At 40.1% G+C, this 12,382-nt stretch carries 10 protein-coding genes; 3 read left to right on the plus strand and 7 right to left on the minus strand.

Going from position 1 to position 12,382, the window contains the following annotated elements; all coding sequences use genetic code 11:
* Position 1: 1 nt before the first annotated feature.
* The 5 genes from GTQ43_RS06530 to GTQ43_RS06550 all read right to left on the minus strand — a co-directional run bounded on the left by GTQ43_RS06530 (position 2) and on the right by GTQ43_RS06550 (position 4,759).
* Positions 2-382, minus strand: a complete 381-nt coding sequence (locus GTQ43_RS06530; protein ID WP_265271686.1) for a hypothetical protein — start codon at positions 380-382, stop codon at positions 2-4.
* 380 nt (positions 383-762) lie between these two features.
* Entirely contained in the window at positions 763-2,019 is a 1,257-nt protein-coding gene (locus GTQ43_RS06535; protein WP_265271688.1) for an FAD-dependent hydroxylase, read from the minus strand.
* Positions 2,020-2,208: 189 nt separating this feature from the next.
* The gene (locus tag GTQ43_RS06540; protein ID WP_265271689.1) at positions 2,209-2,397 is read right to left on the minus strand and encodes a hypothetical protein; all 189 of its coding nucleotides are present in this window, start codon (positions 2,395-2,397) and stop codon (positions 2,209-2,211) included.
* A gap of 240 nt (positions 2,398-2,637) precedes the next feature.
* Positions 2,638-3,396 carry a YebC/PmpR family DNA-binding transcriptional regulator gene (locus GTQ43_RS06545; protein ID WP_265271690.1) on the minus strand — a complete coding sequence of 253 codons (759 nt, stop codon included), beginning with the start codon at positions 3,394-3,396 and terminating at the stop codon, positions 2,638-2,640.
* Between the two features lie 175 nt (positions 3,397-3,571).
* Positions 3,572-4,759 carry an AGE family epimerase/isomerase gene (locus GTQ43_RS06550; RefSeq protein WP_265271693.1) on the minus strand — a complete coding sequence of 396 codons (1,188 nt, stop codon included), beginning with the start codon at positions 4,757-4,759 and terminating at the stop codon, positions 3,572-3,574.
* Between the two features lie 260 nt (positions 4,760-5,019).
* On the opposite strand from GTQ43_RS06550, the gene GTQ43_RS06555 reads away from it, so the two are divergent.
* A complete protein-coding gene (locus GTQ43_RS06555) occupies positions 5,020-6,231 on the plus strand; it encodes a type I restriction endonuclease (protein WP_265271694.1) in 1,212 nt (403 codons plus the stop codon).
* 260 nt (positions 6,232-6,491) lie between these two features.
* Here GTQ43_RS06555 and acsF read toward each other — a convergent pair whose 3' ends face one another.
* Entirely contained in the window at positions 6,492-7,568 is a 1,077-nt protein-coding gene (gene acsF, locus GTQ43_RS06560) for a magnesium-protoporphyrin IX monomethyl ester (oxidative) cyclase (protein WP_265271696.1), read from the minus strand.
* A 502-nt stretch (positions 7,569-8,070) separates the two neighbouring features.
* On the opposite strand from acsF, the gene GTQ43_RS06565 reads away from it, so the two are divergent.
* Positions 8,071-10,743, plus strand: coding sequence for a CARDB domain-containing protein (locus GTQ43_RS06565; RefSeq protein WP_265271698.1), 2,673 nt, complete (start codon positions 8,071-8,073; stop codon positions 10,741-10,743).
* 216 nt (positions 10,744-10,959) lie between these two features.
* The gene (locus tag GTQ43_RS06570; RefSeq protein WP_265271700.1) at positions 10,960-11,352 is read left to right on the plus strand and encodes a hypothetical protein; all 393 of its coding nucleotides are present in this window, start codon (positions 10,960-10,962) and stop codon (positions 11,350-11,352) included.
* A gap of 299 nt (positions 11,353-11,651) precedes the next feature.
* On the opposite strand, the gene GTQ43_RS06575 is transcribed toward GTQ43_RS06570, so the two are convergent.
* Complete coding sequence (locus GTQ43_RS06575; protein ID WP_265271702.1) at positions 11,652-12,257, minus strand: DUF2996 domain-containing protein; 606 nt, start codon at positions 12,255-12,257, stop codon at positions 11,652-11,654.
* Positions 12,258-12,382 lie beyond the last annotated feature (125 nt).

Genomic DNA, 12,382 nt, shown 5'->3' on the forward strand with positions numbered 1-12,382 from the left:
CTTATGTGGATGCTACAAATTGTTGGGCTACCTGAATTGCTGCCAACAACTCTTGCTGATTGCTCGCTGTGACTTTGAGCTTTCTACCATTGGCTTCAACCTCCATTGTGATCGCTTTACCAACCAGGCGATCGCTCAAAAATCCAAACATAGTCTGGATATTTTTTGCATTCACCTCAGCCGTTAGCAACCCGACCAAAACCGCTCCTAATGCTTTGTTCCCTGCTGGTGGATTAGGATCGAGGATACGTTTAACGTCTTTTACTTCGTCTAAGTCAAGCATTTCGCGCCGAAGGCTTTGGGTTAATTTTTCCAATGCTTCGTCATCTAACTGAGGGTTTCTTAGATCAAGCGTAATTTGAATATCAGTTGTATTAGGCATAGTAAATTCTCGTTTATGGATAATAAATACTTCAACTAGATTCTAGAATATTCCCGAAAACTCTTTTACCTCGCATACCAGAGGAATACGAGTCTCTGATTATGAATCAGAGGGTTACATTTACCTTAATATGCAGAAATTTACAAACTTGATTTTGTTTTCTTTGAATTGATGATCAATAAATATACAGCAATCCGTTTTGATTCTTGAATTTTAGGACTTACGCAAAAGTACACGCGTTCTGGGGCAATACCCTGTGGGAAGCCTTCGGCTACATGAATTGCCCCTAGATGAAAATAAGGGTTTCGGCTATTGTTTGCGTAAATCCTGAGTTTGTTTTGCAGCGTTTTTGCACGAGAAGACTTTGACACTCTCAAGCCTTATCGTTTTGCCAATTCTGGAGTTCGCCCCTTCAAGCCAATCATCAACTTCAGCATAAACACCTTTAACACAGGTACTCGCTGCAAAAACCATAAACCCAAGCGACGAACCACTACCACAGGTAAGAAGTCATTAGAAAACATCCGATCTAATAAGTCGGTGAAACCTAAAATAGTCAGGTTCTCTAGCTTGCGCCAGCGTTCGTAACCCTTCAAAATCCGAATATCACCAATATCTTTACCCGCTTGGTGTGCTGTTTGGAGAACTTGCGCCAAAGCTGCTGCATCTCGAATCCCCAGATTTAAACCTTGTCCACCGACGGGATGACAATTGTGCGCCGCATCACCAATTAACGCTAGTCGGGGGAGAACATAGCGATCGCTTTGCATGAGTTGTACCTGGAATACAAAGCGATCGCCTAGTAGTTCCAATTTCCCCATCTGATCGCCATAGCGACGGGTAAGTTCTGCTAAAAATTGCTCATCATCTAAGGCACATAAAGCTTTTGCTTCTTCATGGGGGGCTGTCCAGACAATGCGGCAACGGTTCCCCGGTAAAGGTAAAATCGCAAAGGGGCCGCTAGACCAAAATCTTTCGTAAGCGGTGTTATTGTGCGGTTTTTCTGGTTTGACAAATGCCACAATGCAAGACTGCCAATATTTCCAGCCGGAGGTTTTGATTCCCGCAGCTTGACGAATTGGCGATCGCGCCCCATCTGCTGCTATCACTAATTTGCTGCGAACTGTTCGTAATTGATCGGCAACTTTAATATCGATCGCGACTATATCCTGCTGGTACACCGTATTTACCACTTCAGCTGGACACAGATAAGTCACATTTGGACAATCTTGAACAAACTCCTGCAAAGGCTGCAACAGTGCTTGGTGTTCCGCCACATAACCCAATTCGGCTGTATCTATATCATCTGTGGTAAATTCCACCACATGGGGATAATCGGCATCCGAAAGACGAACTCGGCAATATTTGGCGATTTGAGGCAATATTTTGTCCCAAACTCCAATTCCTTGATAGATTAGCGCCGAAAGCTGATGAACTGCATAAGCTTGTCCCTTGGCTACCGCAGCTGATGCCACTTTCACTTCAATCAGCAAGATACTCAAGCCAGAATCTTTTAAAGCGGAGGCTAGAGTTAACCCAATAATCCCACCGCCGACAATTACCAAATCGTATTCATATCCCCGTAAGTCTGGCGGTGTTGGTTGAGGAGAAATTTGTTCAAGCTGCGTTAAGGCCATTGTTAAGTTAGATTACAGCGTCTTAACTCTTATTTTGACGCGATCGCTCCCCCTTGAGCAAGTTAACTCAAAAAAAACCTGCTGATTGGTAGGGATTTCAGCAGGTTTGAATAATACAATTATTTTTTCAGAGAGACCAACACTAAACTTTATTAGAAAGCTACTAGAAACTTGTGTGCGTAATAGTAACTATTTATGAGTTTTAAGAGTTAGTTTTTTAGCATGATGCTTGTGATATTTGTGGTGTTTTAGTTGATGGCTTTTGTAAGATTTAGCACTAGCAACATGAGTAGGTTTAGCTTGAGCTTCAGATGCAAAAACAGTTACAGGAGCAGCAAAAACTAAGGTCAAAAGTAAAGCTTTAGCGAACTTATTCACTTGAAAATCCTCATCAGGTAATGAATAATCTCACTATCCGATAGGTATATGTCATAAGTTTGTAATTTATATGAATCTTTCATGTCTATTTTTACATCCGTAAAATATTGGATTTATGGGACATACTTGGTTAAAAATACTCACGGCCATCATACTTACTAAAATCACACTACTAGATATGATATTTGGCACATTGCTCAAATAAATACTATTTGGCTATAATGCTTGTATTAATTTTGATTAAGAAATGCTAGAAGTCATTAATTCTTCTGCTATGTCAAAGTTAGCTGTGACATTTTGCACATCATCCAAGCCTTCTAGAGTATCAATTAACTTGAAAAGCGATCGCGCCTGATCTGGATCGGTAACTTCTACACTATTACTAGGAATCCAGCGAAATTCGGCATCAGTTACCTTAAAGCCTTGACTTTTGAGTGTCTGACTAAGGGTTTCTAAATTGCCAATATTAGTTAAAACCTCAGCCATTCCATCTTCAGGCATCTCATAAGATTCAGCACCGCCTTCGAGGGATGCTTCTAAAAGCTGTTCTTCGTCAACCACACCCTGCACGACACAAACGCCTTTTTGATCGAACATCCAACTAACGCAACCTGTTTCACCAAGATTGCCACCATTTTTACTAAAAGCTACACGCAAATCAGCAGCAGTGCGATTGCGATTATCTGTCAAGGCTTCGATTAAAATCGCTACACCACTAGGGCCGTAACCTTCGTAGCGAATCGCTTCAAAGATAGCGTTATCGCCACCAAAAGTACCTGCACCTTTAGCGATCGCTCGTTCAATATTATCATTGGGGATACTCGCTGCTTTTGCCTTGTCAATTGCCGTGCGAAGTTGAAAATTCAGCGCCGGGTCGGGTACGCCGCTTCTAGCTGCCACGATAATCGCCCGCGATAATTGAGTAAAGGTTTTTCCCTTTTTTGCATCTACTACCGCTTTTTGGCGCTTAATATTTGCCCATTTACTATGTCCTGCCATAATCTGAAATTATCAAAACTCTATTCAAGATTAAGATACAGCGATTGGCCTCTATGATAAATCCGAGTTCAATCAATCGATGGTATTCTGCGATCGTAAATTGCTTAGGTGTCACAGCATTCATAAAATATTTACTTGTAGATTAAAGTGACTGGGTTGTTTACCGCCGCAGGTATCACAATGCCTCAAATTGCTGCCAACAAAGGTATAGTGCCCTCGGTACATGAAAACATCCTTTCCATTTGCCGCCTTTAAGGTTCAATAACACTTCTCCACGCCGATTGAGATAGCCAAACCATTCACCGTATTCTGAATCAGCAAAGTGTGACCAGGTATAATCATGCATCTTTTGATACCATTTCCAACATACCTCACGCCCAGTCAAGCGATAGCCCATCGCTAATGCAACCAAAGATTCTAGGTGAACCCACCACAGCTTTTGATCCCATTCCAATTGTTGTGGGGGATGACCATCTGCATCCATAAAGTAATACAATCCGCCATACTCGCTATCCCAAGCAAAATCTAGGATATTTAACACCACATCAATGGCTTGATTTATAGTTTTGGTATCATTTTGGCGACGGGCGATATCCATAATGAACCACATCGCTTCGATACCATGACCTGGGTTAATCAGCCGTCCCTCAAAACAATCGATGTGGGAACCATCAGGGGCAACGTTTTCGTACATTAGTCCCCGTTTTTGGTCGAGAAAATCGGTCATTACTTCGCGGACTGTCTCAGTTAGGACATTCTCTAGTGTTTCCTTTGGCAGCAACCATTCCATTTCTAGAGTCAGGTTGGCTAAAATCATCGGTACAGCCAATGATTTCATTGGGCGGATGCCGGGATAGGTTTTATTATATTTGCCTTTTGGGTTATCTTTGCGGCGTAAAACGTTGTTGTAAGCTTGTATCGCCGTATCCTTTGCCCATTCTTCGCCACCAGCGAGTGCATATTGACTAAATGCCATTGCCGCAAAGCAATCAGAAAAGATATTGTAAGGCTGAACCAATGGTTTCCCTTCACGGGTAAGGGCAAAGTACCAATTACCATCACTGTCTTTGCCGTGTTTGGCAAGAAAGTTAGCGCCATTGCTGGCAATTTTCAACCAGTTTTCGCGTTTTTCTAGCTGGTTGTAAAGCATCGAAAAAGTCCACACTTGGCGGTTTTGCAGCCAGATAAATTTGTCTGTATCATAAACTTTGCCGTAGCGATCGAGGCAGGTGAAATAGCCGCCTTGTTCCCAGTCGAGGGAGTGTTTTTCCCAAAATGGGAGTACGTCGTTAAGGAGGGCATTTTTGTAAAGTTCAGCGTAGGCGTAGCCCGCTGGAGGCATCGCTTTGAATTCATACCCCATAAATTTCCTCCCTTTGGGTGCTAATAGCTACAACTTAACAGTTATCACATTTTGGCTCGAATAATGAAGCGATCGCCGGCTTTCTATCAGTGTTATGGGCTGGTAGTTATTTGGGAATACTTTTATAGGAGTGATATAGGAGTGATAAAGAAGGCGATCGCACCAACACTTTCAATTCAAATGTACTATTTCACCTTGAAATCACTCCTCTTGTACAAAAAAGATGTATTAAGAATCACTAATCTACCAGGAGTAACAATATGGGATTCACTGATGATATTGTCAAGCTGTCTGAACAAGTGCGTAAGCGATTTGACCAAGTTGTTGGCGAAGAAGCTACTAAGATGGCGTTGATTGTTCCTTTTTTGAGCGCTCTTGGCTACGATGTCTATGATCCTAGCGAAGTCATGCCAGAATATGTAGCAGATTTTGCTACTAGAAGGGCGGGACAGTTTGAAAAAGTAGATTACGCTTTAGCTATTAACGGTACTAAAGTTATGCTCGTAGAGGCAAAAGCCCGTGGTCAAAAAGCTGAGGCACATGATGGGCAATTGAGCAAATACTTTAATGCACTTTTGACAACAAAAGTAGCTGTTGTCACTAATGGGATTGAGTATCGTTTCTTTACAGACTTGCGTGATAAAAATATCATGGACAAGGAGCCATTTTTTACTTTTAACATCCTTGAATATGATTCCAAAGATATTGATAACCTCAAATTTTTTCACCGTGATAATTTTGAGGTTACAGCTATTACCAACCATGCTGAAGAAATGGTTTATGTAAAAGGCATGACTCAGCTTCTAGGAAATCTTTTACGTTCTCCTTCTGAAGAATTTATTCGCTTTTTAGTGGCTGAACTCGGTACTGTTGCTCCTAGTTATGAAATTCAAGGTCGAATTACTGGTAAAGTTATTGATAAATTCAGACCAATTGTTAAAAAGTCAATTCAGGGAAGTTTAGTAGAGTTAATGACTCGCTCACTTAGCCAAGAAATAACTCAGCCTGTTGAAATTGAAGTAGAACAAGAGATTGAAGAAGAGGAAAAACAACAAGAATATCAAGAATCGAAAATAGTAACAACGGCTGAAGAAATCGAAGCTTTTGAAAAAATTAAAGCAATTACGAAAACTTTAAGAAGTTACAATTTTGAACTCCAATATAAAGATACAGCTTCATACTTTGGTATCAATCTTGGCAAAAGTACTTGGTGGTTTTTACGGCTGTATCTGTCTTCGCAGAAAAAAAGTTTGATTACTCGGCTAAGTGTAGATGAAGTAAAGTCTCTAGTTTCAAACTTTGAAGTGCAGGAAGTGACAGCTTCTCTGGGGGATGCTGCATCAAAAGTAATTATTTCCTCCATTAGTGATTTCGATAAGCTGACACCATTGATTCTCAGATGTTACGAAACAGAAGCAGCCAAGCATCAAACATTCACCCCGGATGTAATCAGAATGGAAAAATCAGCTTAACTCAAGGTATCTAATACAAAACTACACCTACCCAACTATCTTTACGCTGTCTTCCATTCTGAGTTTTGAATATTTGTAGACAAAGATATGTTGGGAGTAACAGCATACTCAAAAGATAAAATTATTAAGCTAATTTCTTTCTAAGCTACGATTTTTGTCTGCTAGCAACTTAGCGATCGCAGTACTAATCGGCTAACCTCTAAAAAAAAGTGGCTCTGCAATCAGCAGAACCACCAAAGCTTTCGCAAACCTGTTATAAATTAACGAACTGCGCCTTGAGCAGAAACAGTATCAATCGGTTTCATCAGGTACAGCCGCAATAACTGCCAGCCGTTGGAGATGTAAAACGGCAGTTTTTGAAAGAATTGCAGGAATTTGGGAGTGCTGGAATTAGCGATCGCACTCAGCTTTTCATTATTGCTGATACAAGTATCCAAGCGCTGATAAAACTCTGGATTCTCTACATCCAGCATCAGAGGGAACACCCGACCAGCGTTTTCGTTGGTCTTCTGAATTACATGGATGTCGTATTCTCGTGCATCCAATCCCAAGGTTGCATAAAAGTCCTTGCGTTGGATGTCATTGAGATACATTGTCGCAAATACCGACAACAGGAAGAACCGGCTCCACAGCCGTGCTTTCCAATCATTCAACATTTGCGGCTGAGATTTCATGACCGCATCAAAGAAATCACCGTGACGGTTTTCATCCTGACACCAGTTCTCAAAGAACCGGAAGATTGGATAAACCCGGTCTTCGGGATGTGCTTCTAAATGGCGATAAATGGTGATATAACGCCAATAACCGATCTTCTCAGAAAGATAAGTAGCGTAGAAGATGAATTTCGGTTTAAAGAAGGTATAACTACGACTCTTAGTCAAAAATCCTAAATCTAGGGAGAGATTAAAGTCCGACAACGCTTTATTCAAAAAGCCAGCGTGACGTGCTTCATCTCGTGACATCAGGTTAAAACACTCTGCCAAGACAGGGTTTTTTCCTTTCAAGCGACGGCCGAGTTCTTTATATAGCAAAAAGCCAGAAAACTCTGCCGTACACGAACGTTCTAGAAACTCAACGAACAACTTGCGAGTTTCCCCATCAATATGATCCCAGGATTGGTCAAACTCTGCATCCCGAACAAAGTGATGGCGGTTGTAGTCAGTGCGGAACTCTTCGAGAATGGCTTGTAACTCGTCTTCATTGACGGAAATATCCATCCGCGCCATTTCATCAAAATCGGTAGTATAAAACCGAGGTGTTAACAGGGTTTCTTTTGCCGGAACTTTAATCCCTGGCCGGATTTCTTCAAAGCCTGGTTTTTTGAGGGAATCTACCATGTCTTGATTGCTCTTTCGTCTTTATTATCTTAAGTAGGCCCTTCGGCTTGGTGCAGTTCCTCATGGGGGAAAACCCCAAGACAGGATTGCCTCACCAGAAAGCCAATGTTAATGTTCTGTTAAAGCGTAACAGCCCACAATAATCCAATTGTATAAAGTTCAGTCTACCAAGGTGTGGGTTAGAAATTTGTAAGCAAAAGATTAAGAGTTGCAACAATCATTCAATGTTTACCGAACCAAAAATCGGAGACAGGATTTAGACAACTGGCACAACAGCATTCATCATGTATTACTTTAACAATTTATTTCTTGCGTAACTTTATAATAAAAAGTTATTTTTTACACAAAGTTTACAGTATTTCCGCTATGCCAAACGTATTATAAATGTATCAGTATTTGATTTGATTTTTGTGAGTAACAAATATTCGACTTTCAACCTTTGAAATTGCAAAGGCTGTCGGATTTGTTTTGCCAAAATACTTAACTTTTAATGGAGTAATCGATGTTTTCTACTGAAAATAATCTCATCAATACAAATAGTATTCTCGGAAATAATCCAAATATCAATTTACATAGCACTGATAATAGCTATGGGTTAAATGTAAACCAGAATAGCTATGTTACTGCTTCTCAAAATAATAATGTTTTTGCCAGTGCGATTTCTCTAACGACACCTGCACCAGACTTAATAGTTCAAAATGTCTCTGCACCAAGTAACACAACAGTTGGTAGCACCATCCAACTTAACTATCAAGTCAAGAACCTAGGTAATGCTAGTACAGGTTCTAGCTACAGTAAGTTTTATCTCTCCAAAGATGCCACTCTGAGTAATGACGATTTATTTTTGAACTATGATTACGTTGCCGATATTGGCGGTGGTGGTGTTAGTTCAGAATCAGTCACACTTACCATTGCTAATGGTACTGCTGCTGGTAATTATTATCTGCTTTCTCAAGCCGATGGTTATGCTTACGTAGCTGAAAGCAATGAAAACAATAATGTTTTTGCTAGTGCGATTTCTCTGACGGCACCGGCACCAGACTTAATAGTTCAAAATGTCTCTGCACCAAGTAGCACAACAGTTGGTAGCACCATCCAACTTAACTATCAAGTCAAGAACCAAGGTAATGCTAGTGCAGGTTATAGCTACAGCAAGTTCTATCTCTCCAAAGATGCCACTCTGAGTAATGACGATTTATTTTTGAACTATGATTACGTTACCAATATTGGCGCTGGTGGTGTTAGTTCAGAATCAGTCACACTTACCATTGCTAATGGCACTGCTGCTGGTAATTATTATCTGCTTTCTCAAGCCGATGGTTATGCTTACGTAGCTGAAAGCAATGAAAACAATAATGTTTTTGCTAGTGCGATTTCTCTGACGGCACCGGCACCAGACTTAATAGTTCAAAATGTCTCTGCACCAAGTAGCACAACAGTTGGTAGCACCATCCAACTTAACTATCAAGTCAAGAACCAAGGTAATGCTAGTGCAGGTTATAGCTACAGTAAGTTCTATCTCTCCAAAGATGCCACTCTGAGTAATGACGATCTGTTTTTAAACTCTGATTATGTTACCAATATTGGCGGTGGTGGTGTTAGTTCAGAATCAGTCACACTTACCATTGCTAATGGTACTGCGGCTGGTAATTATTATCTCCTTTCTCAAGCAGATGGCTATGCTTACGTAGCTGAAAGCAATGAAAACAATAATGTTTTTGCCAGTGCGATTTCTCTAACGACACCTGCACCAGACTTAATAGTTCAAAATGTCTCTGCACCAAGTAACACAACAGTTGGTAGTAGCATTCAACTTAACTATCAAGTCAAGAACCAAGGTAATGCTAGTGCAGGTTCTAGCTACAGTAAGTTTTATCTCTCCAAAGATGCCACTCTGAGTAATGACGATCTGTTTTTAAACTCTGATTATGTTACCAATATTGGCGCTGGTGGTGTTAGTTCAGAATCAGTCGCACTCACCATTGCTAATGGCACTGCTGCTGGTAATTATTATCTGCTTTCTCAAGCCGATGGCTATGCTTACGTCGATGAAAGCAATGAAATCAATAATGTTTTTGCTAGTGCTATTACAGTGCAAGGGACTAATAATGACTGGTATAGTCAAAATCTGAAAGACGGAGGATTGATTAATTTAACCCGCTCTCTGGCAGCAGACGGAAATTTAAGTAGAAATGAGATGATTTCCCTGTTCCGTGATGCTGAAGATAATAGCGTAATTGATGCTACTGAATTAGTTGATCTTCGGACTATCGTTAATAATGCCAGCCGCTTTACGATGCTAGATTATGTTCGTGTTCTCTCAGGTAATGTAGTGAATGGGAATACAGCGAACCAATATTGGACGGGAGGTAGCACAAGTAAAACAACACTTGGAAACCTTTATGCTGGTAGTAGTACTGCACAAATGGAAAAATTGATTGGTAAGTGGTTCTTAGGAAGCGATCGCCCCACATCCAATAGTGGCAACTATCAAGCAATCACTGGATCTTTATTCCAAAATGGTATTAGTGCAAATGATATTAAGCAAGGTAATTTGGGAGATTGTTATTATCTGGCTACCCTATCTGCAATAGCTCAGGAAAAGCCCAACTACATCCAAAATATGTTTATTGACAATGGTGATAATACCTTCACCGTTCGTTTCTTTAATAATGCTGTGGCAAACTACGTCACAGTTGATAAATATTTACCCACTGATGCTTACGGACAGTTAATCTACGCTAGTAAAGGTAGTTCCTACAATAATTCTAGCAATGAATTATGGGTAGGACTAGCAGAAAAAGCCTATGCTCAATTGGGTGAGTCAGGTTGGAGTCGTCCTGGCAATACCACAAATGCTTATAGTTCTATTGACGGTGGCTGGATGGATTATGTAACCCGCCAAGTAACTGGTTTGGATGCCACTTCGCAACAAGTTAATAACATGAGCAAAACTCAGTTAATTGATTTAGTCAATTCCAACAAAGTATTAACTGCTGGGTTTGTTAATGGTGCAAATTACGGCGTAGTTAATGAACACGCCTATACTGTTACTAGTTACAATTCAGCAAATGGAACATTTAGCATCAGAAATCCTTGGGGATCTCAAGATGCGAACTTAACATGGGAGCAATTGCTCAATCTCAAGACATATTTTATCTGGTCAAATACTTAACTCTAATTAAGGAATGATATTTCTTCTAATTTTCGGTAGAGATGAATTGTTTCATCTTTACCGAATTTTAACATACACCATTTTTTAGTATTTATGATTAAAGCATCTTTAATGACTTGTATTGCTTTACTGGTTATACCGGGGTCAACTAATATTTGTGTTATTGCTTCTACCCATGCTCAAAGTCAAACTCATTCTGTATCTTACAGAACAACTATGAAAAATAACAATAATTTGATTAAAAAAGTAACTCTGATTGCTAGACAAGAAAATTTACCGCCTTTGGGTATTGCTCACGATCCACAACGCAATATTGGTCTTGCTTCTGTCTTTATCCTCTTGGAGAATCCTCAAACTAAGAGTGTCACTGTAAAAATTTCTAAAGTTGAAATCCGCAATTTCTTAGATGGCAAATTACAAAATTTTCAGTCTCAGTACAAAGAAATTGAGTTAAAACCTTTAGAAAATTCCGAGATTGTTGTGGAATTGACTAACAAAAGCGGCTATACGGGACACGATCGATTCAAAGCAGTAGTTACTTATGATATAGAAAATCAAAGTAATACTATAGAATCAGAAGCTGTTGCTGCTAATTATTCAAATAATTGATTGAGTTAAAATCAGTTAATGGATTTTAGATTTTGGATTGATCCTGCCCACTAGAGGACAGGATTTGAGGATTTAGATTTGCTTTCTTTGCAGTTTTAGTGAGTAATCGAGTGTTTTTTAGATTAGACATCTCCAGAAATTAAATATGTGTTATCCAGAATCCTTGTAAAGACGTAGCACTGCAACGTCTCTACAATCATTTTTGGAGATGTCTAGCGGAGATGATATTATTTATCATTTCCACACAATCTAAAGTGTCTTTGGTCATTAGTTCTTTGTCAAAAACTAATGTTCAACGACTAATTTATACCTAGCCACTTTTGACCATCTAAACGCTGAACTAAGCCAAATACTAACAAATCGAGTGTGATTTTGCGCTCATCGATTAAGAATGACTCAAGAGTGCTAGGTTTTTTGCCTTCATTACAGGAAAATCCCTTTTTACCTTGAATATCTTCGTCGGGGAAATACAGGTTGAACTGACGCAAACCTTTTTCTTTCCAACTGCCGATAATTTGCCAGCATTCCTCAGCAGATTCAAAGCCAGTAATTGGTAATTTCTGCTTGGCAAAAGACACCTGTAAATCTTGTACCCCTTGTTGAGCGATCGCTTTTTGTAAAGCTGGCAAGTAGTCTTGCTCAATAAACTCTACAAATGGCTTATCTTCAACAGCTGGGGCTTTTTCCTTTTTGGCGGCTTTAGCGGCAGCTGGTTTTTCTTCTGTTGCGGCGGCTGCGGGTTTTTCTCGCTTGGGGGCTGTAGCGGTTGGTTTAGCAGCTTTGGGGTCTGTGGTTTCGGGTGAATCTGTACTAGGAGCGTTTTCTTCAGCCACAGTGGGAGCTTGCTGGTCAACAGTACTGGGAGCTACTTCTCCCGCTTGATTGTGATTGGTTGGGTCTGCCATTGCTGAGGTCAATCCTTTAATCTAGCTTTTGGAGCGATCGCTCACCTTGATGTTTTGGGTATTCTCATTTTTACATATTAACGGAGTTTGTAGTAAGCACTTAAGTGCTTCGATCCCATATAGCT

Origin of the sequence: Nostoc sp. KVJ3 (assembly GCF_026127265.1) — a bacterium.
In the GTDB taxonomy this organism is placed as follows: Bacteria; Cyanobacteriota; Cyanobacteriia; order Cyanobacteriales; family Nostocaceae; genus Nostoc.

What these genes read in the sequence shown, in the direction of transcription:
- GTQ43_RS06535 (WP_265271688.1), bottom strand. Translation starts at nt 2,019, where the DNA reads ATGGCCTTAACGCAGCTTGAACAAATTTCTCCTCAACCAACACCGCCA.
- GTQ43_RS06550 (WP_265271693.1), bottom strand. Translation starts at nt 4,759, where the DNA reads ATGGGGTATGAATTCAAAGCGATGCCTCCAGCGGGCTACGCCTACGCT.
- GTQ43_RS06555 (WP_265271694.1), top strand. Translation starts at nt 5,020, where the DNA reads ATGGGATTCACTGATGATATTGTCAAGCTGTCTGAACAAGTGCGTAAG.
- GTQ43_RS06575 (WP_265271702.1), bottom strand. Translation starts at nt 12,257, where the DNA reads ATGGCAGACCCAACCAATCACAATCAAGCGGGAGAAGTAGCTCCCAGT.
- acsF (WP_265271696.1), bottom strand. Translation starts at nt 7,568, where the DNA reads ATGGTAGATTCCCTCAAAAAACCAGGCTTTGAAGAAATCCGGCCAGGG.
- GTQ43_RS06545 (WP_265271690.1), bottom strand. Translation starts at nt 3,396, where the DNA reads ATGGCAGGACATAGTAAATGGGCAAATATTAAGCGCCAAAAAGCGGTA.
- GTQ43_RS06565 (WP_265271698.1), top strand. Translation starts at nt 8,071, where the DNA reads ATGTTTTCTACTGAAAATAATCTCATCAATACAAATAGTATTCTCGGA.
- GTQ43_RS06570 (WP_265271700.1), top strand. Translation starts at nt 10,960, where the DNA reads ATGAAAAATAACAATAATTTGATTAAAAAAGTAACTCTGATTGCTAGA.
- GTQ43_RS06530 (WP_265271686.1), bottom strand. Translation starts at nt 382, where the DNA reads ATGCCTAATACAACTGATATTCAAATTACGCTTGATCTAAGAAACCCT.